Source organism: Pseudomonas sp. HD57-3 (genome assembly GCF_056113135.1).
This window is the reverse complement of record NZ_CM148568.1, coordinates 612,267-637,642: the sequence shown is the minus strand read 5'-3', so window position 1 is coordinate 637,642 and position 25,376 is coordinate 612,267. Positions and strand designations below refer to the sequence as shown.

General features: G+C 61.0%; 21 protein-coding genes. 10 read left to right on the top strand and 11 right to left on the bottom strand.

Features of this window, described 5'->3' with window-relative positions:
* Window positions 1-142: 142 nt before the first annotated feature.
* Window positions 143-298: a hypothetical protein gene (locus tag AC0R79_RS02850; RefSeq protein ID WP_164872124.1), complete on the top strand. Its 156-nt coding sequence runs from the start codon at window positions 143-145 to the stop codon at window positions 296-298.
* Here the strand turns inward: AC0R79_RS02850 and AC0R79_RS02845 are convergent.
* From AC0R79_RS02845 to AC0R79_RS02825, 5 genes are all read right to left on the bottom strand, one after another.
* On the bottom strand, window positions 287-889 hold the full coding sequence (locus tag AC0R79_RS02845; RefSeq protein WP_474733107.1) for a DUF924 family protein: 603 nt from the start codon (window positions 887-889) through the stop codon (window positions 287-289). The genes AC0R79_RS02850 and AC0R79_RS02845 overlap by 12 nt on opposite strands.
* 3 nt (window positions 890-892) lie before the next feature.
* Window positions 893-1,903, bottom strand: a complete 1,011-nt coding sequence (locus AC0R79_RS02840) for a class 1 fructose-bisphosphatase (protein WP_007952492.1) — start codon at window positions 1,901-1,903, stop codon at window positions 893-895.
* 195 nt (window positions 1,904-2,098) lie between these two features.
* Window positions 2,099-3,463, bottom strand: coding sequence for a DUF3999 domain-containing protein (locus AC0R79_RS02835; RefSeq protein ID WP_474733105.1), 1,365 nt, complete (start codon window positions 3,461-3,463; stop codon window positions 2,099-2,101).
* Window positions 3,460-7,050 (bottom strand): DUF2339 domain-containing protein, encoded by a 3,591-nt coding sequence (locus AC0R79_RS02830; RefSeq protein ID WP_474733103.1) that lies wholly within the window; start codon window positions 7,048-7,050, stop codon window positions 3,460-3,462. The genes AC0R79_RS02835 and AC0R79_RS02830 overlap by 4 nt, the downstream gene beginning before the upstream one ends.
* 102 nt (window positions 7,051-7,152) lie before the next feature.
* Window positions 7,153-9,603, bottom strand: a complete 2,451-nt coding sequence (locus AC0R79_RS02825) for a glycogen/starch/alpha-glucan phosphorylase (RefSeq protein ID WP_007952498.1) — start codon at window positions 9,601-9,603, stop codon at window positions 7,153-7,155.
* A 258-nt stretch (window positions 9,604-9,861) separates the two neighbouring features.
* Between AC0R79_RS02825 and AC0R79_RS02820 the strand changes: the two genes are divergently transcribed.
* On the top strand, window positions 9,862-10,299 hold the full coding sequence (locus tag AC0R79_RS02820; protein ID WP_007952500.1) for a YkgJ family cysteine cluster protein: 438 nt from the start codon (window positions 9,862-9,864) through the stop codon (window positions 10,297-10,299).
* Between the two features lie 203 nt (window positions 10,300-10,502).
* Here AC0R79_RS02820 and typA read toward each other — a convergent pair whose 3' ends face one another.
* Together typA and thiI are read right to left on the bottom strand one after the other, a co-directional pair.
* The gene (typA, locus tag AC0R79_RS02815) at window positions 10,503-12,323 is read right to left on the bottom strand and encodes a translational GTPase TypA (RefSeq protein ID WP_007952502.1); all 1,821 of its coding nucleotides are present in this window, start codon (window positions 12,321-12,323) and stop codon (window positions 10,503-10,505) included.
* A 139-nt stretch (window positions 12,324-12,462) separates the two neighbouring features.
* Window positions 12,463-13,917, bottom strand: a complete 1,455-nt coding sequence (gene thiI / locus AC0R79_RS02810; protein WP_011332034.1) for a tRNA uracil 4-sulfurtransferase ThiI — start codon at window positions 13,915-13,917, stop codon at window positions 12,463-12,465.
* A gap of 327 nt (window positions 13,918-14,244) precedes the next feature.
* Between thiI and glnA the strand changes: the two genes are divergently transcribed.
* The 6 genes from glnA to ntrC all read left to right on the top strand — a co-directional run bounded on the left by glnA (window position 14,245) and on the right by ntrC (window position 21,044).
* Window positions 14,245-15,651, top strand: a complete 1,407-nt coding sequence (glnA, locus tag AC0R79_RS02805) for a glutamate--ammonia ligase (RefSeq protein WP_007952507.1) — start codon at window positions 14,245-14,247, stop codon at window positions 15,649-15,651.
* 74 nt (window positions 15,652-15,725) lie between these two features.
* On the top strand, window positions 15,726-17,069 hold the full coding sequence (locus AC0R79_RS02800) for a toxin-antitoxin system YwqK family antitoxin (RefSeq protein WP_474733100.1): 1,344 nt from the start codon (window positions 15,726-15,728) through the stop codon (window positions 17,067-17,069).
* 99 nt (window positions 17,070-17,168) lie between these two features.
* Window positions 17,169-17,675 carry a DUF4124 domain-containing protein gene (locus AC0R79_RS02795; RefSeq protein WP_474733099.1) on the top strand — a complete coding sequence of 169 codons (507 nt, stop codon included), beginning with the start codon at window positions 17,169-17,171 and terminating at the stop codon, window positions 17,673-17,675.
* Window positions 17,672-18,295 carry a DUF4124 domain-containing protein gene (locus AC0R79_RS02790; protein WP_474733097.1) on the top strand — a complete coding sequence of 208 codons (624 nt, stop codon included), beginning with the start codon at window positions 17,672-17,674 and terminating at the stop codon, window positions 18,293-18,295. The genes AC0R79_RS02795 and AC0R79_RS02790 overlap by 4 nt, the downstream gene beginning before the upstream one ends.
* Window positions 18,296-18,525: 230 nt before the next feature.
* Window positions 18,526-19,611, top strand: a complete 1,086-nt coding sequence (glnL, locus tag AC0R79_RS02785; protein ID WP_007952516.1) for a nitrogen regulation protein NR(II) — start codon at window positions 18,526-18,528, stop codon at window positions 19,609-19,611.
* Window positions 19,608-21,044, top strand: a complete 1,437-nt coding sequence (gene ntrC, locus AC0R79_RS02780) for a nitrogen regulation protein NR(I) (protein ID WP_007952518.1) — start codon at window positions 19,608-19,610, stop codon at window positions 21,042-21,044. The genes glnL and ntrC overlap by 4 nt, the downstream gene beginning before the upstream one ends.
* Window positions 21,045-21,454: 410 nt before the next feature.
* Here the strand turns inward: ntrC and AC0R79_RS02775 are convergent, their stop codons facing one another.
* Window positions 21,455-21,895, bottom strand: coding sequence for a hypothetical protein (locus tag AC0R79_RS02775; RefSeq protein ID WP_102717658.1), 441 nt, complete (start codon window positions 21,893-21,895; stop codon window positions 21,455-21,457).
* Between AC0R79_RS02775 and AC0R79_RS02770 the strand changes: the two genes are divergently transcribed.
* Window positions 21,894-22,349: a tRNA (cytidine(34)-2'-O)-methyltransferase gene (locus tag AC0R79_RS02770; protein WP_007952520.1), complete on the top strand. Its 456-nt coding sequence runs from the start codon at window positions 21,894-21,896 to the stop codon at window positions 22,347-22,349. The two genes, AC0R79_RS02775 and AC0R79_RS02770, sit on opposite strands and share 2 nt — an antisense overlap.
* Before the next feature lie 65 nt (window positions 22,350-22,414).
* On the opposite strand, the gene secB is transcribed toward AC0R79_RS02770, so the two are convergent.
* Genes secB through AC0R79_RS02755 form a run of 3 tightly spaced genes read right to left on the bottom strand, consistent with a single transcriptional unit; the run spans window position 22,415 to window position 23,627 of the window.
* On the bottom strand, window positions 22,415-22,900 hold the full coding sequence (gene secB, locus AC0R79_RS02765; RefSeq protein WP_007952521.1) for a protein-export chaperone SecB: 486 nt from the start codon (window positions 22,898-22,900) through the stop codon (window positions 22,415-22,417).
* Between the two features lie 57 nt (window positions 22,901-22,957).
* Complete coding sequence (gene grxC / locus AC0R79_RS02760; RefSeq protein ID WP_007952522.1) at window positions 22,958-23,212, bottom strand: glutaredoxin 3; 255 nt, start codon at window positions 23,210-23,212, stop codon at window positions 22,958-22,960.
* A gap of 1 nt (window position 23,213) precedes the next feature.
* The gene (locus AC0R79_RS02755) at window positions 23,214-23,627 is read right to left on the bottom strand and encodes a rhodanese-like domain-containing protein (protein WP_474733091.1); all 414 of its coding nucleotides are present in this window, start codon (window positions 23,625-23,627) and stop codon (window positions 23,214-23,216) included.
* 152 nt (window positions 23,628-23,779) lie between these two features.
* Here AC0R79_RS02755 and gpmI point away from each other — a divergent pair, with 152 nt between their 5' ends.
* Window positions 23,780-25,306, top strand: a complete 1,527-nt coding sequence (gene gpmI / locus AC0R79_RS02750; protein WP_474733089.1) for a 2,3-bisphosphoglycerate-independent phosphoglycerate mutase — start codon at window positions 23,780-23,782, stop codon at window positions 25,304-25,306.
* The last annotated feature ends 70 nt before the right edge of the window (window positions 25,307-25,376 follow it).

Below are 25,376 nucleotides of genomic sequence, written 5' to 3'. Positions count from 1 at the left end.
ACCGTAGCTCCCACAGGTAATGTGTGTTTACACAATTTGTGTTTCACATCAAACACTGTGGGAGCGGGCTTGCCCGCGATAGCGGTATACATGACGCAGAAGGCCGGAAATGTAATCCGCGATTCGCAAGGAGATGTGGCTAATGAACAAGAAACACGATTGCACGGATTCAGATCAAACTACTTTACTGGCAATCCTTGCATTGGGTGCCGACGAGATTGATCAAGAAAAATACAGAGACGTTGAAGGCTTGTTTCTTGAGTTGGATAAAGTGGACGCGGACAAGCTAGAAACTTGACCCAGGCTGTTTGAGAAACTCCAGCTCCTCCGCCGTAGACTCCCGCCCCAACACCGCATTGCGATGCGGAAACCGTCCAAACCGCGCAATCACCTTCTGATGCCGCTCGGCATAATCCAGGTTGTCGGCAAACACCCCGCGCTCCGCTTCCGGCTGTTCAGCCACCAGTTCGATGAATCGCGAGACGGCTTCATTCTGCACCGCGAGGTTTTCGCAGTGTTCGAAGACGAGGTAGATGAAGAGTCGCTGGACCGGTTTCAACTGCCGATCGAAGTCTGCGGCAATCCCCTGAGCAACCAGTTTCTGCGCCCGTAGATCGCCGGAAAAAGCCTTGGGCGTATCGCGAAAGATCATTCGCGGGAGTTGGTCGAGCAGCAACACCACCGCCAGCCAACCTTCGGGACATTGCGTCCACTCGGTCAATTCGCCAGCGAGGGCCTGATCGACAAAGACCCCGAAACGCTCACGCGCTTCGAGGTCCTGGCTGTCTTTCTTGCCGAACCACAACCCGCCCTGTTGCGCCGTCACTTCAGTAGCCGATTCGGAGTGACCGAACCACCAATCGAGCAACGGCTGCCAGGGCGCGTTCATGGTTTATTCCTTGTGGTAGGCCGTGGCGCGGGCGACTTCTTCTTTCGAGCCGAGGAACACCGCTACGCGCTGGTGCAGGCCTTCAGGCTTGATGTCGAGAATGCGCTGGTGACCGTCGGTGGAAGCGCCGCCCGCCTGTTCCACCAGGAACGACATCGGGTTGGCTTCGTACATCAGACGCAGTTTGCCCGGCTTGGACGGCTCACGGCTGTCGCGCGGGTACATGAACAGACCGCCACGGGTCAGGATGCGGTGCACGTCGGCAACCATCGCCGCGACCCAGCGCATGTTGTAGTTCTTTTTCAGCGGGCCTTCTTCACCGGCCAGCAGTTCCGAAACGTAGCGCTGTACCGGAGCTTCCCAGTGACGCTGGTTGGACATGTTGATGGCGAATTCCTGGGTGGATTCAGGAATGGTGATGTCTTCGTGGGTCAGGACGAAGCTGCCCATTTCGCGGTCCAGGGTGAAGCCTTTGACGCCGTGCCCAAGGGTCAGCACCAGCATGGTTTGCGGGCCGTAGATCGCATAACCGGCGGCAACTTGCTGAGTGCCTGGCTGCAGGAAGGCCTTTTCGTCCAGCGCTTCGTTCTGGCTCAGGTATTCGTTCGGGCAACGCAGCACGGAGAAGATGGTGCCGACCGGGGCGTTGATGTCGATGTTCGACGAACCGTCCAGCGGGTCGAATACCAGCAGATAGGCGCCTTTCGGGTATTTGCCCGGGATCTGGTAGGCGTTGTCCATTTCTTCGGACGCCATGCCGGCCAGGTGACCGCCCCACTCGTTGGCTTCGAGCAGGATTTCGTTCGACAGCACGTCGAGCTTCTTCTGCACTTCGCCTTGCACGTTTTCTGTGCCCATGCTGCCCAGAACACCGCCCAGGGCGCCTTTGGACACGGCGTGGCTGATCTCTTTACAGGCACGCGCCACCACTTCGATCAGGAAGCGCAGATCGGCAGGAGTGTTGTTGCTGCGGGTCTGCTCAATCAAATAGCGACTCAGGGTAACGCGGGACATGGACGGCTCCGGTGGAATGGGGGGCTAAAAACCCGCGCAGTTTACAGGGAGTCTGAAACCGTAGCGAGCAATGACGCCCGGTAACGTGCGTCGGGTGCAATTCCTGCTATCAGACGTGATCGAACCGAGAGAGTTCAGGCACCGGATTCAGCGTAGTTGGAAACCCGACGGGTGTAGAGGCGACACCCGTCATATTCACGACTTGGCCGGCGGCTTGCGCAGCAGACTGAAGGCCATTGCCGCCAGAAACAGCACGCTGAGCAGCAGCACCGCCCACAGGCCGAACTTCTTCCAGTTGGTGTCCGCCGTGGCCGAGGTGGTGGCCGTCGAAGTCTGGGTCGCCAGCGCTTCGCCCTGTACCGTGGCCTTGCCCAGCGTGGCCAGTTTCTCCGGTTTGAAATCGGGGATCAGCGTGGTCAGCGGCAGGTTCGCCGTTTTCACGGTCGGATTGCCCAACGCCAGGCTGTAAGGCCCGTCGCCGCGCGCGAGGAAGATCACCTGAGTGGCGCGCACCGCGTATTTCACGCTCGGTGCCTGCTCGCCGAGACCGCCGCCGCGCTCGTCGACCGTCAGTTTCAACTGCTGCACGGTCTGCCCGTAGAGCTGCAATTCGTTCTGCACCACGTCCTGGCCATTCTGGGTCAGGCGATAGAGCAAGCCGCTGCTCAACGGTTGCCACGGCAGACTGCTTTCGCGGCGCCCCGACAGGGTCACCGGTGCCAGGCTGTTGGCTTGCTTCAGCTCGACCTGCACCCGCTCAATGTTCAGCCCCATCGGCAGCTGCCAGGTGTATTCGCCGGACTTGCCGCTGCTGCCGGCCAGCGCCGGGGACCAGACCAGCGGCAGCGGAAGATTGCGCGGATCGCTGCTTTTCAGTTGCGCCGACGTCAGGACCGGCGCCGAAGCCGGCGAATCCCACAGCAGACGCAGATACCGCGCCGATTGCCCCGGCAGCGCCACTTCATGCTGTTCGACCCGTTCGTCGGCAAACGTCAGGCGCGCGACCTGGCCCTCGCCCCAGGCCTGCCAGTGCTGCAAATCATCGCTGGCCTCGATGCTGAAACGCTGGAAGCCGTCGCGCTCGCTGGTCCAGTCGAGGATCAGTTGCTGCAACGGCGCCTTGATCGCACTGGCGTCGAGCAGCCAGCCGCGCAGCATTTCTTCACCGGCTTCTAGCTGGCTGGACGGCTGCACTTCCACCAGCGTGCCGGTGGTGGTGGATTGCACGCGAACGCTCGGCGCGCGCTCGGTAGCATCCGCCGAGTCGTACAGCGGGAACCACTTCACCTCATGCAACTGGCCATCGTCGCGGGTCTGCGCTGATTCCCGGGCCAGCGCATAGGCCTGCGGCTCCCCTGCGGTGTTGAACACCCGCAGGTCGCTGAGATCGGTCTGACGTGCCTGCAACTGCACGCTCAGCGGCAGTTCGAGGCGATACCACGGGCCGGAACCACTGACCGACAACGGCACCTGTGCGGCGAAGTCCGCCGGTTTTTCCTGGGCGCCGGCCGCCATGGCCACGCCCAGCAACAGCCACCCGAGATTAAGCTTGCGACTCAAGACGACACTCCTTCGGTTTCCGGGGCCGGTTTGTCCGCCGCCGGTACAGCTTCAACGCGCTTGGGCGGCAGTGGCGCAAAGTAGCCCACCACCAGCAGCAACACGCCGACGCCGATGAACGAGACGATCCGGGCCAGCCCGCCACGGTTGCTCAATTCGACAAAAATCAGTTTGGCCACCACCAGCGCAATCAGCGCCGCGCCGATCAGCCACACTTCGCGGCGATGGCGCAGGTGCCCGCCGATCATCAGCCCGAGCGCCATCAGCGTCCAGACGATGGACAGACCGGCCTGCACCAGCATCGATTCGAGCAGCAGATCCAGCTCGAACGGAATGCCGGCCCAATGGTGCGCGGCGCGGGTGACCAGCGCAGTGCAGAACGCGAACAGCGAAACACCGGCGATCAGTTGCGTCGCGTAAGCCGCGTAATCCTGGCGGATCGAAAGCTCGGCAACAGCGCTGCGCGACCAGACGTAGACACCGAACAGCGCAAACAGCAGACCCAGCTCCAGCGGATTGAGCAGCGGCACATAAGGCAGCGGCTCGGCATTGCCATCGCTGACGCCATTGGCCAGCCAGAACCAGACCAACATCAGCACCGCCAGCGGCGCCGCCGCGTACAGGCGATATTCGCGAGGGAACGCTGCTACCGGCCATGGCCACTGACGCGGTGCGGCCATCAGCAACAGATACACACTCGGCAGAATCGCCCAGCCCAGCCAGCGCCAGGCGTTGTATTGCTCGGACAACAGCAGCAGGCCGTAGCGCAACTCCAGCGCCAGCACGCCGATCAACAGCCAGCAACCGAGCATATGCGCCGTGCTCAAAGACCGTGCAGGCAAAATCGGCGCCAGACGCCGCAGGCTGATGAAATGCACAACGAACACCGCCGCCCAGGCCAGCCAGCCGAAATCCGCCGCCGGGTGATAACGCGAATGCCACGCACCGAGCAACACCAGTCCGGCCGCCGGAATCAGCACGGTGCAGAGCAACCCGAGCGACGGCCATTTCAGACGCAAGGCCAACAGCGTCCACAACGCGACACTCAGCGCGGCGACCAGCAGCAACAGCGTCGCTAGCAGATTCAGCGGCGCAAACCGCAGCACTTCGCTGACCCACGCCAACGCCCACCAACCGGCGCCCCACACCAGCAACACTTCGGACAATCGCTGCAAACTCAGCACATCGAACGCCGAAGCGTGATTGTCCAATTGCAGCCGCCACGCTCCGATCATCGCCGCCAGGCCCAGCACCAGCGGCGTCCAGAATCCGCCATGGGCCAGCGGTCGCAGACCTTCGCTGGACAGCGGCCCCAACAACTCGGGACCGGCCAGCAAAAACGCTGCGCCGCCGATCAGTTGCAACAGCAGACCGAAAACAAAACTCACGCACTGCTTGAGGTACAGACTGAGCCAGATGATCAGCAAACCACTGGCCGCCCACACCGCGCTCGCGGTCTGCCACGGCAGCACGAACAACACCGCCAGATTGATCAGCACCAGACCCGCCAGCAGCACCACCGACAAACCGCGCAGCAAACGAACATCGCTGCGCACCATCTCGTCGCGCGCCGCCAGCAACATGCCGGCGATCAGCGCCAGACCGATCAGCGATGCGCTGAGCAGACCGCTCCAGCCGGCGCTGAACACCGCCGCCGAATCCTCGCCCGCGCCTTGCAGACGCAACAGGAACAACGCCCCGCCGAGCAGTTGCACGGCAAACGCGGTGAACAGGAAGGTGCGCGATTGCAGGCGCAAGCCGACGAACAAGGTCACCAGACCGGCCAGCGCCCAACTGATCGCCGTGCCGTGAGTGAAGAAAAACAGCGGCGCCAACAGATACAGGAAGGTCAGCCCCAAGCACGCCAGCACCGGCAAGCCCTGACGCTCCCACGGTGAAGTTTGCTCCGGCGACGCCTTGCGCAATTGATAGAAGCTGAACAGCAACGCCGCCCCGAGCATCAATGCGCCCAGCGGCGCACCGTCAAGCAGGCTGCTTTCGCCAGCGCGCAGCTGGCTGAGAAACGCCAGCGCCGAACCCAATTGCAGCAGCAATGCGAAGGCCCGGGCCAATGGCCGTTGCTGACGCAAGCCCAGCCAGAAAATCCCCGCGCCCTCCACCGCCCAGGCGGCGGAGGTCCAGCGCGCATCCAGCCCCAGCGGAATCGCCAGGCTGGCGAAAATCACCCCGAGCGCCAGGCAAGTCTCGCCCAGCAACATCGCCCGACCGCCCATCAGCACTTTGGCCAGGGCCATGTAGATCATGCCCAGCGCCAGCGCACTGAACGCAGCGGCAAATTCCAGATGCTGGACCAGCGCGAATTGCAGACCGAAACCCACCAGCGGCGGACCGAACAGCATCGTGCCGTCGACGTAGTCGCCCTTACGCGCCGACCAGTGCAGCAGCGCCTCACGATCGTCGTCTGCCGGGGCGTCCGGCATGTCCAGCAACTTGCGTCGGGCGAACAGCAGGCCGATGGCGAGGTACATCAGGAAGAACAGAATCAGGAACGGCTCGGTGCTCCACAGCAACTCCGGCGTGTACCAGCGCAGGCCCCAGGCGAAACCGATGCCGAAGGTGCCCACGAAGCCGATCAGGTTGAGCAAGCGCCAGGCCTTGAACCAGGCGATGGCCAGAATGCCGGCGTTGAGCAATGCGAAATAACTGAACAGCGCGACATGGTTGCCGGCGCCGGTGGAGGTCAGGATCGGCGCAGCGAAACCGCCCAGCGCGGCGACGCAGGCCAAGGCCAGGGAATCCTGGGTGATGGCCAGAATGGCCGAGAACACCGTCACCGCCACCAGCAATCCCAGCGCGGCAGACGGATCGAGCAGCGGGTGCAGGCGCATCGCCGCAAACACCGTCAGGTACAACACCGCGATCCCGGTGCCTTGCAGCATCAAGGCGTAGCTCGTATTGCGATGGCGCAACCACCAGCCCAGCGCCAGCAATCCCAGCGCTGCCGCCGCAACCCCGGCGTAACGCAATTCGATCGGCACCACCATGCCTTCGGTGGCGTAGCGCAGCAGGAACGCCAGACCGAAGAACAACAGCACCACACCGACCCGCAGCACAGTATTGCCACCGAACAGCCAGTTGCGAGCAGCGCTGATGCCGCGCTCGATAAGGTTCGGGCCACGAGGCTCGGCAGGCGGTTGTGCTTCGCGGGTGACGGGCTCCGGGCGCCAGACATCGACCGGCAGCGGCTGGCTCGGTTCGCTGGCGGCGACGGCGACAGGTTCGAGTTCGGGTGGCAGCTCCCAGACCAGCTCGGGTTCTGCGGCAGAGGGTTGTTCAAATACCGTGACGGGTTCAACGACCGTTTCGCTGGCCGGCGCGACGCTCGGAGGCGCTGACGAATGTGCCGGAGCGCCCTCCAGCAGAAACAGACGCTGCTCGACGCCCTGCAACGCGATCTTCGCGTGATCCAGCTGACGCTGTTGCTCGGCGGCTTGTGAACCGAGCCGGGCAATGCGCATCGCCTGCCCGATGGCGAGCCCCAGCAACGCGCCCAACAGCGCATCGCTGAACGACTCGTCGAGCAGCCAGCCGAGCAGCAGCCCGATCAACATGAACATCCATTGCATGGTCGATATCCCTGAGCAGCCCCGTGGCGGGGCGGAACCAAGGCTCAGTATATCGGCCCGGCCCAACAATCGTGGGGCCGGGCGCACATTTGTCGCTAAAAGTTACTCCAGTGCCTTCCAGATATCCGTAGCGTACTCGCGGATTGTCCGGTCGGACGAGAACCAGCCCATACGTGAGGTGTTCAGCACCGCCGAGCGCCACCAGTTGTTGGCGTCGTGCCAATGCGCATCGACACGCATCTGCGCATCCCAATAGGAATCGAAATCCGCGCAGACGAAGAACCGGTCGTAATCCACCAGCGAATCGATCAGCCCGGTGTAGCGCGACGTGTCATCCGGCGAGAACACCCCGCTGCGGATCGCCTGCAACACATCGTTGAGGCGATGGGAGGCGGCGATGTCCGGCAAGGCGCTGAACTCGTGGTTCTGCTTGCGCGCCTCTACCTGCTGGGCGCTGAGACCGAAGATGAACATGTGCTCGGCGCCGATGTTTTCGCACATCTCGACGTTTGCGCCATCGAGGGTGCCGATGGTCAGCGCGCCGTTCAGGCCGAACTTCATGTTGCTGGTGCCCGAGGCCTCGAAACCGGCGGTGGAGATCTGCTCCGACAAGTCCGCCGCCGGAATGATGCTTTCCGCCAGGCTGACGTTGTAGTTGGGCAGGAACACCACTTTGAGCAGGCCGCGCACGGTCGGGTCGTTGTTCACCACCCGGGCGATATCGTTGGTCAGTTTGATGATCAGCTTGGCCTGGTGATAACTCGCCGCTGCCTTGCCGGCGAAGATTTTCACCCGCGGCACCCAGTCGATTTCCGGCTCGGCACGGATCGCCTGATACAGCGCTACCGTATGCATCAAGTTGAGCAACTGACGTTTGTATTCATGGATCCGCTTGACCTGCACGTCGAACATGGCCGCCGGATTGACCGCAATCCCCAGCCGTTCATGGATCAGGTAAGCCAAGGCCTTTTTGCTGTGCAACCGCTGCTCGGCGAAGGCTTTGCGGAAGGCGGGTTTCTCGGCGAAAGGCTCAAGATCGAGCAGACGCTGTTCCGGGTTATCCAGAACATCCGCGCCGAGGGAATCGACCAGCATCGACGTCAGTTCCGGGTTGGCCTGATACAGCCAGCGGCGGAAGGTGATCCCGTTGGTCTTGTTGTTGATCCGTTCCGGATACAGCTTGTGCAGTTCGGCGAACACGGTTTTGCGCATCAGCTGTGTGTGCAGCCCGGACACGCCGTTGACGCTGTGGGAACCGAGGAATGCGAGGTTGCCCATGCGCACCCGGCGGCCGTTGTCTTCCTCGATCAGCGACACCGCGCGCAGTACGTCGAAATCGTGAATGCCCTTGGCCCGCAGCGAGTCGATGTGCTGGGCGTTGATCAGATAAATGATCTGCATATGCCGCGGCAGCATGCGTTCCATCAGCCCCACCGGCCAGGTTTCCAGCGCTTCGGGGAGCAGCGTGTGGTTGGTGTACGACAGCGTGTCGACAGTGACTTGCCACGCCGCATCCCAGGCCACGTCATAAACGTCGACCAGTTGGCGCATCAGTTCGGCGACGGCGATCGAGGGGTGCGTGTCGTTGAGCTGGATCGCCGCGTGATCGCCGAGGGTCAGCACCGAGGTGTGCATGTTGCGATGACGGCGCAGCAGGTCCTGAAGCGACGCGGCGACGAAGAAGTATTCCTGACGCAGGCGCAGTTCCTGCCCGGCTTCGGTGCTGTCTGCCGGGTAGAGCACGCGGGAAATACTTTCGGCCCGGGCCACTTCGGCGACGGCGCCCAGGTGGTCACCGGCGTTGAAGCGCTCCAGGTGCAAATCTTCCATTGCCCTCGCCCGCCACAAGCGCAGGGTGTTGACGCTCGCTCCGCGCCAGCCGACCACCGGGGTGTCGTAGGCAATGGCCCGGACGGTTTCCGCCGGGTGCCAGACTTGCCGGGACTTGCCGCTGGCGTCCGTGACGGTCTCGACGCTGCCGCCAAAGCCGATCGGATAGACCACCTCTGGCCGCTCGAACTCCCAGGGGTTGCCGAAATCCAGCCAGTGCTCGGTCTGCTCCTGTTGCCAGCCGTCGACGATGGCCTGGCGGAACAGCCCGTGCTCATAACGAATGCCGTAGCCGTGGCCGGCGATGCCGAGGGTCGACATGCTTTCCATGAAACACGCCGCCAGCCGTCCGAGACCACCGTTGCCCAGCGCCGCATCCGGCTCCAGGATGCGGATGCGCTCCAGATCGACGCCCAGTTCGGTCAGCGCTTCACGGGCAACGTCCAGCAGACCGAGGTTGCTCAGGCTGTCGTACAGCAGGCGGCCGATGAGGAATTCCAGCGAGAGGTAATACACCCGCTTCTGGCCTTTGCGGTAGATCTGCCGGGTGTGGTCCATCCAGTGCTCGACCATGTGATCGCGCGCTGCCAGGGCGATGGCTTCGAACCAGTCATGGTCGAAGGCGTGATCCGGGTCTTTGCCCACCGCGTAGGTGAGTTTGGTCAGGACGGCGTCGCGGAATGCGGCCACCTCTGCTTCGCGAACTAGTGGTTCTTGAGTCATCGATAGGACCTCGAGCGAGCGGGGAGTTGTCAGAGCCTAGACGGTCTGACCGACGGTAAGGGCTCTGGTTCGGCAGTTTTTACCGAGAGTGTGAGATCGACCGGCAATACTCTGGCGAATGCCTCAATGAATGCAGGGGCCGTGCCGAATTGTCGGACGATGCGGGTGCATGAAGAAAAAATCTGGCGAAAGGTTGTTCAAAAATCCACCAGTCCCGGTATGATCGCGCGCCCTGATGCACACGCCTGGTAAACACCGATGATGAAGCCCAACCTGATCGCCGCAGCCGAGATCGACCGTCTCGATACCTGGGCCAAATATTCGGCCCCGATGTGCGGCTCGTGCGTTTCCAGCTGCTGCACGCTGCCGGTCGAGGTCAAGATCAAGGATCTGGTGCGCATCGGCGTGGTCGACGAGTTCGAACTGGGCGACCCGCCGAAGAACATCGCCAAGCGTCTGCAAAAAGAAGGTCTGGTCGAGCGCTTCAACCAGAAGTCGGGGATCTTCACCCTACAGCGCATGAGCAACAACGATTGCTACTACCTGGATCGTAAGAGCCGCCTGTGCACCATTTATGACAAGCGCCCGGACACCTGCCGCAACCACCCGAAGATCGGCCCGCGCCCGGGTTACTGCGCGTACAAGCCGAAGGAAGTGGAGCGGGTGCAGAATTCGCGGTCGATCGAGCGCTTCTGATCTTTGCGACTGACTCAAGATGATCGTTCCCACGCTCCGCGTGGGAATGCAGCCCGGGACGCTCTGCGTCCCAAGAGCCGAACGCGGAGCGTCCGCTGAGGCATTCCCACGCAGAGCGTGGGAACGAGACTTTCGAAAGCCAGACAAACAAAAACGCCCCCGGTCTCTCGACCGGGGGCGTTTTTTTAAGCCTTGGCTAAATCTTACGCCTTGGCTTTCTTGGCAGCGCGGGTACGCTCGCTTTCGTCCAGGATCTTCTTGCGAAGACGGATGGACTTAGGAGTAACTTCGCACAGCTCGTCTTCCTGGATGTATTCCAGAGCCTGTTCCAGGGTGAAGCGAACAGGTGGGACCAGAGCGATGGTTTCGTCTTTACCCGAAGCACGCATGTTGTCGAGCTTCTTGCCTTTGGTCGGGTTCACACCCAGGTCGTTGTCGCGGGAGTTCTGACCAACGATCTGACCGTTGTAGATCTCCTGGCCGTGTTCTACGAACAGCTTGCCACGAGCCTGCAGGGTTTCCAGGGAGTAGGTCAGTGCCTTGCCGGTTTCAACCGAAACCAGAACGCCGTTCTGACGGCCGGACATGTGGCCCGACTTCACTGGAGCGTAACGGTCGAAGATCGAGGTCAGGATGCCAGCACCGTTGGTCAGGGTCAGGAACTGGTTACGGAAACCGATCAGACCGCGAGCAGGGATGTTGTATTCCAGACGAACACGGCCTTTGCCATCCGGCACCATGTTGCTCAGGTCGCCTTTACGCAGACCCATTTCTTCCATGACCTTGCCCTGGGATTCTTCAGGGATGTCGATGGTTACGTTTTCGAACGGTTCCTGCTTCACGCCGTCAACTTCACGGATGATCACTTCAGGACGGCCCAGGGCCAGCTCGAAGCCTTCGCGACGCATGGTTTCGATCAGTACCGAGAGGTGCAGCTCACCACGGCCGGATACCTTGAACTTGTCAGCCGAGTCGCCTTCTTCAACGCGCAGTGCAACGTTGTACAGCAGCTCTTTGTCCAGACGATCCTTGATGTTACGGGAGGTCACGAACTTGCCTTCTTTACCGCAGAATGGCGAGTCGTTTACCTGGAAGGTCATGGAAACGGTTGGCTCGTCAACGGTCAGAGGCTTCATCGCCTCGACATTGTTGATGTCGCACAGGGTGTCGGAGATGAACAGCTCGTCGAAACCGCTGATGCAGACGATGTCGCCAGCTGCAGCTTCTTCAACGTCAACGCGGTGCAGACCGTGGTGACCCATCAGCTTCAGGATACGACCGTTACGGCGCTTGCCGTCGGCGCTGATAGCGACAACCGGGGTGTTCGGCTTGACGCGACCACGAGCGATACGGCCAACACCGATAACACCCAGGAAGCTGTTGTAGTCCAGAGCGGAGATCTGCATCTGGAACGGACCGTCACGGTCAACAGCCGGAGGCGGAACGTGGTCGACTACCGCCTGGTACAGCGCGGTCATGTCTTCGCCCATGGCGGTGTGGTCCAGACCGGCGATGCCGTTCAGGGCCGAAGCGTAAACAACCTGGAAGTCCAGTTGTTCTTCGGTAGCGCCCAGGTTGTCGAACAGATCGAAGATCTGGTCCAGAACCCAGTCAGGACGCGCGCCCGGACGGTCAACCTTGTTGATGACCACGATTGGACGCAGGCCGGCTTCGAAAGCCTTCTTGGTCACGAAACGGGTTTGCGGCATAGGGCCGTCTTGGGCGTCGACCAGCAGCAGCACGGAGTCAACCATGGACATTACGCGCTCAACTTCGCCGCCGAAGTCGGCGTGGCCCGGGGTGTCCACGATGTTGATGTGGTAGCCGTTCCAGTTGATGGCGGTGTTTTTCGCCAGAATGGTAATGCCGCGCTCTTTTTCCTGGTCGTTGGAGTCCATCACGCGCTCGTCGTTGAGCTCGTTGCGCTCCAGGGTGCCGGATTGACGCAGGAGTTTGTCTACCAGGGTGGTCTTACCATGGTCAACGTGGGCAATGATGGCGATGTTGCGTAGATTTTCGATCACTTGTGTATCTCGATCAGAGGATTCGGTTTGCTGACAAGTCTTGGCAGCGATTGACAGTAGTGTCCGGCATGGCCGTTACAGCTTGACGGCGGTGTCGGGGGGCCGGTGACGCAGGCCACAGGCAAACAGCCCCGGGCACTTAGCTCGGTCGATAAACGCGCACATTGGCATGCCCCTCACTGAGCAAATGGTGGGCATGCAGGCGACTCATCACGCCTTTGTCGCAATACAGCAGGTACTGGCGAGTAGGGTCCAGTTCCTTGAAACGAGCGTTCACTGCGTAGAACGGCATCGTCTGTACCTCTATGCCGGCGAGCTCCAGCGGGTCATCCTCGGCGGCATCCGGGTGGCGGATGTCGATGACGATCTGACCGGCCAGCGCTTCGCTGACTTCTTCGATCTGCAAATCCTGGCCCAATTCGTCGATCACCCGATCGATCGGCACCAGTCTGGCGTTTGCGAGCGCACGCTCGAGCACCGCCATGTCGAATTCCTGCTCTTCGTGCTCGACCCGGCCACGCTTGGCGGCGGTCTTCGGGTTGACCGAGATGACGCCGCAGTATTCCGGCATATGCCGGGCGAAATCACCGGTACCGATCTGGTCGGCCGTGTCGATGATGTCCTGCTTGTGGGCAACGATCAGCGGTCGCAGCACCAGCTTGTCGGTGACGCAATCGATGACCGACAGGTTCGGCAGCGTCTGACTCGACACCTGGGAAATCGCTTCGCCGGTGACCAGCGCATCGATGTGCAGGCGTTCGGCAATGCTCGACGCTGCGCGCAACATCATACGCTTCAATACGACGCCCATATGACTGTCGTCGACCTTGCCGAGAATTTCGCCCAATACTTCTTCGAACGGAACACTGACAAATAGCACGCGTTGCGAGCTGCCGTACTTCTTCCAGATGAAATGCGCGACTTCCATTACGCCCAATTCGTGGGCACGACCGCCCAGATTGAAGAAGCAGAAGTGCGTCATCAGGCCGCGACGAAGGATCTGATACGCGGCAACCGTCGAGTCAAAGCCGCCGGACATCAGCACCAGCGTCTGCTCCAGCGCACCGAGCGGGTAGCCGCCGATGCCATTGTGCTGGCTGTGGATCACGAACAACCGTTTGTCGCGAACTTCGATGCGGACTTCGATTTCCGGCTGTTTCAGGTCGATTCCGGCGGCACCGCACTCACGGCGCAGCTTGCTGCCGACGTATTTTTCGACGTCCATCGAGCTGAACGCATGCTTGCCCGCACGCTTGCAGCGCACCGAAAAGATCTTCCCGGCCAGCGCATCGCCGTAGTGCTGTTTGCACTTCTCGGTGATGTCGTCGAAGTCGCCCAGCGGGTACTCGTCGATCTGAAGAAAGTGCGCGATGCCCGGCATGCAGGTCAGGCGTTCGCCCATCTCTTTCAGGGCCTTGGGGTCGGTGACGCGGGTTTCCAGCTCGAGATTGTCCCACACACCGTTCACCACCACGGCCGGGTCCAGGTCGCGGAGCACGGTGCGGATGTTCTTGGCCAGCTGGCGGATGAATTTCGTCCGGACAGGTCGGCTTTTGATGGTGATCTCGGGGAAGACTTTTACGATTAGTTTCATGAAAACAGCGCGCGCAGGGCCAGCCGAAAAAGGGGGGCGCGGATTATAGCGGAAATTGCTCAAGGTTTAACCAGTTAATGTGCAGAAGGTTTTGCACGCACCAAAACGGGTCATTTTTCGATTTGAGCGCTACATTAAAGGGCGAGATTTTCGCCTTTAAGACGCTTTCGACCTTTAGAAGCGTGAATTTGGGGCAAAAAACCCATGCTGGGGCACTGGCATGCAATTTGCTCCCTTGTGAGGCAGGTTGCCTTGGCAGAGTATTCGCGCCGGCATCACCACTATTAAGGGCATCCACTACCCGCCCTAATTCACCCGGAGGACACTATGTCGAAGTCGGTTCAACTCATCAAAGATCATGACGTCAAGTGGATTGATCTGCGCTTCACGGACACCAAAGGCACTCAGCACCACGTGACCATGCCGGCTCGCGATGCGCTGGAAGACGACTTCTTCGAAGTTGGCAAGATGTTCGACGGTTCCTCCATCGCTGGCTGGAAAGGCATCGAAGCCTCCGACATGATCCTGCTGCCGGACGACGAAACCGCCGTTCTGGACCCGTTCACCGAAGAGCCGACCCTGATCCTGGTCTGCGACATCATCGAACCTTCGACCATGCAAGGTTACGATCGCGACCCGCGCGCCATTGCCCACCGCGCCGAGGAATACCTGAAGACCACCGGTATCGGTGACACCGTATTCGCCGGTCCAGAGCCTGAGTTCTTCATCTTCGACGAAGTGAAGTTCAAGTCCGACATCTCCGGTTCCATGTTCAAGATCTACTCCGAGCAAGGCTCGTGGATGTCCGACCAGGACGTGGAAGGCGGCAACAAAGGCCACCGTCCAGGCGTGAAAGGCGGCTACTTCCCGGTTCCGCCGTTCGACCACGACCACGAAATCCGTACTTCCATGTGCAACGCGCTGGAAGAGATGGGCCAGACCGTTGAAGTTCACCACCACGAAGTGGCAACTGCCGGTCAGAACGAAATTGGTGTCAAGTTCAACACCCTGGTGAAGAAAGCTGACGAAGTTCAGACTCTGAAATACGTTGTACACAACGTTGCCGACGCCTACGGCCGCACCGCGACCTTCATGCCGAAGCCGCTGTACGGCGACAACGGTTCGGGCATGCACGTTCACATGTCCATCTCCAAAGATGGCAAGAACACCTTCGCAGGTGAAGGTTATGCCGGCCTGTCCGACACCGCCCTGTACTTCATCGGCGGCATCATCAAGCACGGTAAGGCCCTGAACGGCTTCACCAACCCGGCCACCAACTCCTACAAGCGTCTGGTGCCAGGCTTCGAAGCGCCGGTAATGCTGGCCTACTCGGCTCGCAACCGTTCCGCCTCGATCCGTATTCCTTACGTCAACAGCCCGAAAGGCCGTCGTATCGAAGCGCGTTTCCCGGATCCGGCTGCCAACCCGTACCTGGCTTTCGCAGCACTGCTGATGGCCGGTCTGGACGGTATCCAGAACAAGATCCACCCAGGCGACGCAGCTGACAAAAACCTGTACGACCTGCCGCCTGAAGAGGCGAAAGAGATCCCGCAAGTTTGCGGCAGCCTGAAAGAAGCCCTGGAAGAGCTGGACAAGGGCCGTGCGTTCCTGACCAAGGGCGGCGTGTTCTCCGACGACTTCATCGACGCTTACATCGCGCTGAAATCCGAAGAAGAAATCAAGGTCCGCACCTTCGTACACCCACTGGAATATGAGCTGTACTACAGCTGCTGATCCGGTAGCGCCGCGTTACGCGGCGTGACAGAAAGAGGCCTCCTTCGGGAGGCCTTTTTTGTGCCCGCTCATCCATGGATAATCCGCCGCTTTCGCGCCACGACCGGCGCCTTGACGAAGGGACTCGCATGAAGTGGTTACGGGCTATCGCCCTGATGGCCGGCCTCGCCTGCTCAACAGCCGGGGCTGCCGAGTTCTATGAAGACAAGCCGCTGGCTCACCCGCTGATCCAGGGCTTGCAGGAAAGCTCGATGACTCTGGCGTTCATCAAGGAAACGAACGGAGTCAAAGGTTATTACTGCCGTTGCGACACGCCGGGCGAACGCCCGCAACTGCTTGATGAATTCGGTCAGGCGAACATCGAATCGGTTTTTCTCATGTCGCTCGACAGTGAGGATCCGACCCGCTTCGTGCTTTTTCGGCAAAACGACCGCTACAAAATCTACGCCTACAAATACAACGCCAACGACCACCTCTACAGCCGCGTCACGCGATTGCAGCCTGCACTGGACCGTATCACCGAAGGCCGCAAACACCTCGACGCCCTGACCATCAAGAAGTCGCTGAGCCAAATCACCCCGCTCAACTACAGCCTCTTCCTTGAAGAGTCCGGCATACCGGAATTTGACCAGCTCGATTTCAGCCAAGGGAAACTGGTGAGCTTTTACGGCCAGTACTACGACCCACTGAGCGACCCGACGCCAGATGACGAACCTTACTTCTTCAAAAAGACCTATCAGGAAAAAAACGGCCGGTTCCTTACCGTTACTTTCTGGCGATGGCTCGACGAGACGCTCGTCGAGGGCAAGCGCACGCTCTACAACTATCGGGTGAGGCGTATTGCCTGGGAAACCGAACCGACTAAATTCACCGGCAGCGAAGACGGCCAATCGGTGTCTTATGATTCCGGCTCGCTCTCGGCCCAAGGTGCTTACAAGCAGGGCGTGCGGACCGGTCCGTGGTCGTCTTCCAAAGACGAGAAATATTCGGAGTCCGGCAATTTCGTAGAGGGCAAACGAGAGGGCCAGTGGACGCTCTACCAGGATGGGCAAACACTGGAGGGCGAATTCCACAATGATTTGCGCGAGGGACGTTGGCAGCTTCTCAATCACGACGACATGGAATGGGTCGCCACCGGATTCCAGACCTACGCCCACGGCCAACTTAACGGCCTCAGCGAATTGACTGTCCGTGGCACTACCGAGCGCGGTGAATACCGCGATGACAAACGCCAAGGCCTCTGGGTGACCAGGCTCGACAATGGCCACACCCTCAACGTCAACTTCGTTGACGACGTAAAGGAAGGCGAGTTGCGCGAGGTCGACACCAAGGGGGTGCCGGTCCTGATCGAGTACTACAAGGCAGGCGTCCTGTCCGGCGCCCGCGAGAATGCGGTTGCGCCTGGCGCCGCACAATAAATCCTGTGCGGTTTGTGTGAGCAGATATTGTCCCGATTGGGCTTACCGCCGCCCCTGGCCTATGCTGCAAGCCAATCTCATTGTTGATCGGTCGAATCCATGGATCGTGGTTTTTTCTTCCTGCTGCTGATCGCCCTGCCCGCCGCCGCGCAGATCTATAAGTACACCGACGCCAGCGGCAACACGGTGTACAGCGATCACGCGCCGGACGGCGTGCAGGCGCAGCCGGTGGATTTGCCGCCGCTCAACAGCGTCCAGCCTCAGGCACCGAATGTGCCCTCTTCCGATACGGCCAGCCGTGAGCCTGCGCACAATGCCTATGAAGTGCTGGAGCTGACAGGTCTGCCCACCGAAGAAGCCCTGCGCGCCAACAACGGCACGTTCACGGTCAGCGTGCTGATCAAGCCGCGCCTGCAACCACCGCATCAATTGCGTCTGCTGCTCGATGACGCGCCTTATGGCCAGCCGAGCAACGTGCCGATCCTGCAGCTGGTGAACGTCGACCGGGGCGAGCATCGGCTGGCGGTGCAGGTGATCAATGGCGAGGCGATCATTCAGCAGAGTCCGGCGGTGGTGTTCACCGTGCAGCGGGTGCACAAGCCATGACACGGGGATTGATTGCCCTGTGCCTGTTGCTGATCGCGCTTGGCGCATCGGCCGAGGTGTTCACTTACATCGACGCACAGGGCAATCGTGTCTATACGGACCAACCGCGCGGCAACGCCAAGCGTGTGCCGCTGGCCACCAGCAATCGGATGGCCTCGAATCCGACCGCCGCTGCGCCGGTCACGCCGTCGAAGAAATCAGCAGAGCCGCCACTGTTCCACTACGACATGCTGCGCGTGCTGATCCCCGAGCCGGACGCGACCATTCGCAGCAGCGCCGGCGAGCTGATCGTCAGCGTCACCAGCGAGCCGGGCCTGCAACGAGGTCATCTGTATCGCCTGCTGCTGGACGGCCAGGCCGTCGGCGAACCCGGCCTGAGCCCGGTGTTCCCGCTGAGCAATATCGATCGCGGCAGCCACAACCTGTCGGTGGAGATCCTCGATGCTCAGGGCCGAACCGTGGAGAAAACCGCCAACCAGCCGTTCCACATGCAGCGCATTTCCCTGGCGCAGAAACGTCAGGTCAAACCGTGCGTCAGCGCCGACTACGGCGTTCGCCCGGAATGCCCGCTGAAAGACAAACCCGCTGAACCGAAAAATCCTTTCCTGCGTTTCTTCTGACGCCGTTCAGCTTTGCGCACTATATTGGTGCAATACGCTGCACCGTACTCACATTCCAACCCATTTTGGTTCGAAAGTACCCGCCAGAGCGGTTTGACTGCCACGCAAACGAGCGTCAAACGCCCGTTTCGGGGGTTGAACGCTTCTTTTCGGAGCCTTGGTTTGGTTTTTGCATTTTCCTCGCATCAGCGCTGTATCCCTGCGCGCGCCATGCTCCAAAAGAGGTCCTCATGACCATCAGTGACGCACTGCATCGCTTGCTACTCGACAACCTGACCACCGCCACCATCCTGCTCGACAGCGAATTGCGCCTCGAGTACATGAACCCGGCGGCGGAGATGCTGCTGGCCATCAGCGGTCAGCGCAGCCATGGGCAGTTCATCAGCGAGCTGTTCACCGAGTCCACCGAGGCGCTCAACTCGTTGCGCCAGGCGGTGGAGCAGGCGCACCCGTTCACCAAGCGCGAAGCGATGCTCACCGCCCTCACCGGCCAGACCCTGACCGTTGATTACGCGGTGACGCCGATCCTCAGCAACGGCGCGACCCTGCTGTTGCTGGAAGTCCATCCCCGTGATCGCCTGTTGCGGATCACCAAGGAAGAGGCCCAGTTGTCGAAGCAGGAAACCAGCAAGATGCTGGTGCGCGGCCTGGCCCACGAGATAAAGAACCCGCTGGGCGGCATTCGTGGCGCTGCGCAACTGCTGGCCCGGGAACTACCGGAAGACAGCCTGCGCGACTACACCAACGTGATCATCGAAGAGGCCGACCGCCTGCGCAATCTGGTCGACCGCATGCTCGGTTCGAACAAACTGCCGTCGCTGGCGCTGTGCAATGTCCACGAAGTGCTGGAGCGCGTCTGCCAACTGGTCGAGGCCGAAAGCCAGGGCTGCATCACGCTGGTGCGCGATTACGACCCGAGCATTCCCGACGTTCTGATCGACCGCGAACAAATGATTCAGGCGGTGTTGAACATCGTGCGCAACGCGATGCAGGCCATCAGCAGCCAGAACGAGCTGCGCCTGGGCCGCATCAGCCTGCGCACCCGCGCCATGCGCCAGTTCACCATCGGCCATGTCCGCCATCGCCTGGTGACCAAAATCGAGATCATCGACAACGGCCCGGGCATTCCGGCGGAACTCCAGGAAACCATCTTCTTTCCCATGGTCAGCGGCCGTCCGGACGGTACCGGGCTGGGCCTGGCCATCACCCAGAACATCATCAGCCAGCACCAGGGCCTGATCGAGTGTGACAGCCACCCCGGCCACACCACGTTTTCGATCTTTCTGCCACTGGAACAAGGAGCCACATCGACATGAGCCGTAGTGAAACCGTGTGGATCGTCGATGACGACCGTTCTATCCGTTGGGTTCTCGAAAAAGCCCTGCAACAGGAAGGCATGACCACCCAGAGCTTCGACAGTGCCGATGGCGTGATGAGCCGCCTCGCGCGCCAGCAGCCGGACGTGATCATCTCCGATATCCGCATGCCCGGCGCCAGTGGCCTGGACCTGCTGGCGCGGATCCGCGAGCAGCACCCGCGGCTGCCGGTGATCATCATGACCGCTCACTCCGATCTGGACAGCGCTGTCGCCTCCTATCAGGGCGGCGCGTTCGAGTACCTGCCCAAGCCGTTCGATGTCGACGAGGCGGTGTCGCTGGTCAAGCGCGCCAATCAGCACGCCCAGGAACAACAGGGCCTGGAAGTCGCACCGACCCTGACCCGCACCCCGGAAATCATCGGCGAAGCGCCGGCGATGCAGGAAGTGTTTCGTGCCATCGGGCGCTTGAGCCACTCCAACATCACCGTGCTGATCAACGGCGAATCCGGCACCGGCAAAGAACTGGTGGCCCACGCCCTGCACCGCCACAGCCCAAGAGCGGCTTCGCCGTTCATCGCGCTGAACATGGCGGCGATCCCCAAAGACCTGATGGAATCCGAGCTGTTCGGCCACGAGAAAGGCGCGTTCACCGGTGCGGCCAACCTGCGTCGCGGCCGTTTCGAACAGGCCGATGGCGGCACGCTTTTCCTCGATGAAATCGGCGACATGCCGGCGGACACCCAGACCAGACTGCTGCGGGTGCTGGCCGATGGCGAGTTCTATCGTGTCGGCGGGCATGTGCCGGTCAAGGTCGATGTGCGGATCATCGCCGCGACGCACCAGAATCTGGAAACCCTGGTTCACGCCGGTAAATTCCGTGAGGACTTGTTCCACCGCCTCAACGTGATCCGTATCCACATTCCGCGCCTGTCGGACCGTCGCGAAGACATCCCGACCCTGGCCAAGCACTTCCTCAGCCGCGCCGCGCAAGAACTGGCGGTGGAGCCGAAGCTGCTGAAAAGCGAGACCGAGGAATACCTGAAAAACCTGCCATGGCCAGGCAACGTGCGCCAGCTGGAAAATACCTGCCGCTGGATCACCGTGATGGCGTCCGGACGCGAAGTGCACATCAGCGACCTGCCGCCGGAACTGCTGAGCCTGCCGCAGGACTCGGCGCCAGTGACCAACTGGGAACAGGCGCTGCGTCAGTGGGCCGATCAGGCCTTGGCGCGCGGTCAGTCGAGCCTGCTCGACAGCGCGGTGCCGGCATTCGAGCGGATCATGATCGAGACCGCGTTGAAGCACACCGCCGGACGTCGTCGTGACGCTGCGGTACTGCTGGGCTGGGGCCGCAACACCTTGACCCGCAAGATCAAGGAACTCGGCATGAAGGTCGATGGCGGGGATGACGATGAGGGCGATGAAGGCTGAGATTCAGCGCCAGCCTGCACCGCCGAAAGGCACCGTGACCCTTAATCGGGCACGGCCACTGGCTCAGGCTTGCACTGTAAACCGCTGAAAATCCCATCCTGTGAAAAGACGAAGGCCCCGTATTACGGGGCCTTCGTCATTGTGCCGGGCTTTTTTGTTTCAAAACGAGAAAACCTGGCACGCCCCCTGCAATAACTCCATCAGGTGATTCGATTCACCCACCCTTTCGGGGGCCTTGGTACAGGCAGGCCGGGGATTCCCCTCTTTACACCGGACTCAGCGAGTCCACCCTTTTGGGGCCCTTGATACAGGCAGGTCAGGGGTTCCTTCTTTACACCGGCTCAGAACGCGATGCGATGAGCCCGCCCGTTTCGGGAACCTTGGTACAGGCAGGCCGGGGATTCCCTCTTTTATTGCTCCCGGAGATGGATCTCCAGCCGCCATCGGTCATCGACCGCCTGGCCGGCCCAGTCGCCCTGCAGCGGCCGCGCCGCCACCAGCGTCAGTAACAATCCCCCGTCACTCAGCCGCGTCCGCCAGTTCACGTCCTTGCCGTTGAACTTGAGCTGACCTTTCTGCGCCTTGCCTTCAGCCTCGAACAGCAACGCGAGGCTACCATCGACGATCTCGCCGTGCAGCTTCGGCTCGTTGTTGAACCAGACCGCCAGACCGCCATCGATCACCTCGACCTGCTGCAAGACGGTTGGGTCAGGCGTGGTCAAACGGCCGATCATCATCCCGACCATCACACCGACGATCGCCAGCGATGCCATCACCCGCGGGAATAGTTTCGAACGCGGATCCGCTTGCGGCGTAGAATGCGCGTCATCTTTACCTTCGGAGCCGTGCATGTTTCACGTCATCCTTTTTCAACCGGAAATTCCGCCGAACACCGGCAACGTTATCAGGCTGTGCGCCAACAGCGGCTGCCACCTGCATTTGATCGAACCGCTGGGTTTCGAGATGGACGACAAGCGCCTGCGCCGCGCCGGTCTCGACTACCACGAGTATGCCACTTTGCAGCGCCATGCCGACCTCGCCAGCTGCCTGGAAAGCCTCGGCCATCCACGGCTGTTCGCCTTCACCACCAAGGGTTCGCGGCCGTTTCACGATGCCGCGTTCGTCCCGGGGGATGCGTTCATCTTCGGCCCGGAAAGCCGTGGCCTGCCGCCGGAAGTACTCGATGCCCTGCCCGGCGAACAGCGCCTGCGCCTGCCGATGCGCGAAGGCTGCCGTAGCCTGAACCTTTCCAACACAGTGGCAGTCGCCGTGTACGAAGCGTGGCGGCAGAACGACTTCAAGTAATGCCACTCGATCGCCCAAGAAAAAAGCGCCTGTAACGGCGCTTTTTTCATTGTTGCATCGACCGCTTACTGAACGGTCGGGGTCTCGCCGGATTCCTGCATGCGCTGCAGCTCTTGCGCGTACAGGGCGTCGAAGTTCACCGGGGCCAGCATCAGGGCCGGGAACGAACCGCGGGTCACCAGGCTGTCCAGGGTTTCGCGAGCGTACGGGAACAGGATGTTCGGACAGAACGCACCCAGGGTGTGACTCATCGAGCCCGCGTCCAGGTTCTTGATCAGGAAGATACCGGCCTGTTGCACTTCAGCGATGAAGGCCACTTCTTCACCGTTTTTCACGGTCACGGACAGGGTCAGCACGACTTCGTAGAAATCACCTTCCAGGGCTTTCTGGCGGGTGTTCAGATCCAGAGCGACCGCCGGATCCCACTGCTGGCGGAAGATCGCCGGGCTTTTCGGGGCTTCGAAGGACAGGTCGCGTACGTAGATGCGCTGCAAGGAGAATTGCGGTGCGGTTTCTTCTTCGCTGGCTGCAGTGTTCTGTTGGTCAGTCATCTCAGATCCTTTCTGATCTTGGGTCTTTTAGGGTTCTTGGTTTGCAGGTGCAGCAGTTCAGGCCTTGAGCAGCGCGTCGAGCTTGCCGGCGCGCTCCAGGGCATACAAATCATCACATCCGCCGACGTGGGTGTCGCCGATCCAGATCTGCGGCACGGACGTGCGTCCGGCCTTTTGGGCCATGGCGGCGCGCACCTGCGGCTTGCCATCGACCTTGATCTCTTCGAAGGCCACGCCTTTGTTCGCGAGCAGGTACTTGGCGCGCGAGCAGTAAGGGCAGTAATCGCTGGAGTAGACGATGACGTCGCTCATGTCACTTCACCAACGGCAGGTTGTCGCCTTTCCAGCTGGAAATCCCGCCGGACAGCTTGGCGGCGGTGAAGCCGGCCTTCATCAGTTCGCGGGCGTGGGTGCCGGCGGTCTGGCCCAGGGCGTCGACCAGAATGATGGTCTTGGCCTTGTGTTTTTCCAGCTCGCCGATACGGACGGCCAGTTTGTCCTGGGGAATGTTCACCGCACCAACGATGTGACCGGCGGCGTAGTCCTTGCTCGGACGGATATCCACCACCACGCCGGCTTCCTTGTTGACCAGTGCGGTCAGCTCGCCCGTGCTCAGGCTTTTACCGCCGCCCTGCACCGTATGCGCCAGCAGCAAAGCCAGCAGTACGACGAAGATACCGACAAGAATGTAGTGGTTAGTGGCAAATTCAATCAGGTGAGCAACCATCGAAGGAGGTTCCAGGGCGTTAAAATGTCGGCCAGTATACACAGCCACTATGGTCGGCCAAACCCCGTCCGGCGGTGACGCCGCCGGAACTTCGCTTTAAACTCCAACTCCCTTTTCCATCGCCCTCTTCTTATTAGCCACGAGTGGATTCCATGACTACCACGCCTAAACCTTTGGTCCTGATGATTCTCGACGGCTTCGGTCACAGCGACAGCCCCGAATCCAACGCCGTCTATGCGGCCAAAAAGCCTGTGCTGGATCGCCTCTGGGCCACCGTGCCGAACGGCTTGATCTCGGGCAGCGGCATGGACGTCGGCCTGCCGGACGGCCAGATGGGCAACTCCGAAGTCGGCCACATGAACCTCGGCGCCGGGCGCGTGGTGTATCAGGACTTCACGCGCGTGACCAAAGCGATCCGCGACGGTGAGTTCTTCGAGAACCCGACCATCTGCGCCGCCGTGGACAAGGCCGTGGCCGCCGGCAAGGCCGTGCATTTCATGGGCCTGCTGTCGGACGGCGGCGTCCACAGCCACCAGGATCACCTGATCGCCATGGCCGAACTGGCCTTCAAGCGCGGCGCCGAAAAAATCTACCTGCACGCCTTCCTCGACGGCCGTGACACCCCGCCGAAAAGCGCCGCGTCGTCGATCGAACTGCTCGACGCGACCTTCCAGGCGCTCGGCAAGGGCCGTATCGCCAGCCTGATCGGCCGCTACTTCGCCATGGATCGTGACAACCGTTGGGACCGCGTATCCCAGGCCTACAACCTGATCGTTGATGGCAACGGCGAATTCAACGCCGCCACCGCCCAGGAAGGTCTGGAGGCCGCTTACGCCCGTGGCGAGAGCGACGAATTCGTCAAAGCCACCAGCATCGGTGAGCCGGTGAAAGTCGAAGACGGCGACGCCGTGGTGTTCATGAACTTCCGCGCCGACCGTGCCCGCGAGCTGAGCCGCGTGTTTGTCGAAGACGGCTTCAAGGAATTCGAGCGCGCACGCCAGCCAAAAGTGCAGTACGTGGGCCTGACCCAATACGCCGCCAGCATCCCGGCCCCCGCCGCCTTTGCGCCGGGCAGCCTGGAAAACGTGCTCGGCGACTATTTGGCGAAAAACGGCAAGACCCAGCTGCGCATCGCCGAAACCGAGAAATACGCCCACGTGACCTTCTTCTTCTCCGGCGGTCGTGAAGAGCCGTTCCCGGGCGAAGAGCGCATCCTGATCCCTTCGCCGAAAGTCGCCACCTATGACTTGCAGCCGGAAATGAGCGCACCGGAAGTCACCGACCGTATCGTCGAGGCCATCGAGAACCAGCGCTACGACGTGATCGTGGTCAACTACGCCAACGGCGACATGGTCGGCCATAGCGGCGTGTTCGAAGCCGCGGTGAAAGCCGTGGAATGCCTGGACACCTGCGTCGGCCGGATCGTCGATGCCCTGGAAAAAGTCGGCGGCGAAGCGCTGATCACCGCCGACCACGGCAACGTCGAGCAGATGGCCGACGAATCCACCGGGCAAGCGCACACCGCGCATACCACCGAGCCGGTGCCGTTCATTTATGTCGGCAAGCGCGACCTGAAAGTCCGCGAAGGCGGCGTGCTGGCGGACGTGGCGCCGACCATGCTGAAACTGCTGGGTCTGGAAAAACCGGCGGAAATGACTGGCACTTCGATTCTGGTCTGATATCAAAAACGCCCTGTAATCAGCCTGAAACGGCTTTTTATGACGAACGCCTCAAAGCAGTTGGCTTTGA

Coding starts and splice junctions, on each gene's coding strand:
- AC0R79_RS02845 (WP_474733107.1), bottom strand. CDS start 889: ATGAACGCGCCCTGGCAGCCGTTGCTCGATTGGTGGTTCGGTCACTCC.
- AC0R79_RS02830 (WP_474733103.1), bottom strand. CDS start 7,050: ATGCAATGGATGTTCATGTTGATCGGGCTGCTGCTCGGCTGGCTGCTC.
- AC0R79_RS02775 (WP_102717658.1), bottom strand. CDS start 21,895: ATGCACGGCTCCGAAGGTAAAGATGACGCGCATTCTACGCCGCAAGCG.
- AC0R79_RS02770 (WP_007952520.1), top strand. CDS start 21,894: ATGTTTCACGTCATCCTTTTTCAACCGGAAATTCCGCCGAACACCGGC.
- ntrC (WP_007952518.1), top strand. CDS start 19,608: ATGAGCCGTAGTGAAACCGTGTGGATCGTCGATGACGACCGTTCTATC.
- AC0R79_RS02820 (WP_007952500.1), top strand. CDS start 9,862: ATGATGAAGCCCAACCTGATCGCCGCAGCCGAGATCGACCGTCTCGAT.
- AC0R79_RS02800 (WP_474733100.1), top strand. CDS start 15,726: ATGGATAATCCGCCGCTTTCGCGCCACGACCGGCGCCTTGACGAAGGG.
- AC0R79_RS02825 (WP_007952498.1), bottom strand. CDS start 9,603: ATGACTCAAGAACCACTAGTTCGCGAAGCAGAGGTGGCCGCATTCCGC.
- glnL (WP_007952516.1), top strand. CDS start 18,526: ATGACCATCAGTGACGCACTGCATCGCTTGCTACTCGACAACCTGACC.
- secB (WP_007952521.1), bottom strand. CDS start 22,900: ATGACTGACCAACAGAACACTGCAGCCAGCGAAGAAGAAACCGCACCG.
- glnA (WP_007952507.1), top strand. CDS start 14,245: ATGTCGAAGTCGGTTCAACTCATCAAAGATCATGACGTCAAGTGGATT.
- AC0R79_RS02790 (WP_474733097.1), top strand. CDS start 17,672: ATGACACGGGGATTGATTGCCCTGTGCCTGTTGCTGATCGCGCTTGGC.
- AC0R79_RS02850 (WP_164872124.1), top strand. CDS start 143: ATGAACAAGAAACACGATTGCACGGATTCAGATCAAACTACTTTACTG.
- AC0R79_RS02755 (WP_474733091.1), bottom strand. CDS start 23,627: ATGGTTGCTCACCTGATTGAATTTGCCACTAACCACTACATTCTTGTC.
- AC0R79_RS02795 (WP_474733099.1), top strand. CDS start 17,169: ATGGATCGTGGTTTTTTCTTCCTGCTGCTGATCGCCCTGCCCGCCGCC.
- grxC (WP_007952522.1), bottom strand. CDS start 23,212: ATGAGCGACGTCATCGTCTACTCCAGCGATTACTGCCCTTACTGCTCG.
- AC0R79_RS02840 (WP_007952492.1), bottom strand. CDS start 1,903: ATGTCCCGCGTTACCCTGAGTCGCTATTTGATTGAGCAGACCCGCAGC.
- gpmI (WP_474733089.1), top strand. CDS start 23,780: ATGACTACCACGCCTAAACCTTTGGTCCTGATGATTCTCGACGGCTTC.
- thiI (WP_011332034.1), bottom strand. CDS start 13,917: ATGAAACTAATCGTAAAAGTCTTCCCCGAGATCACCATCAAAAGCCGA.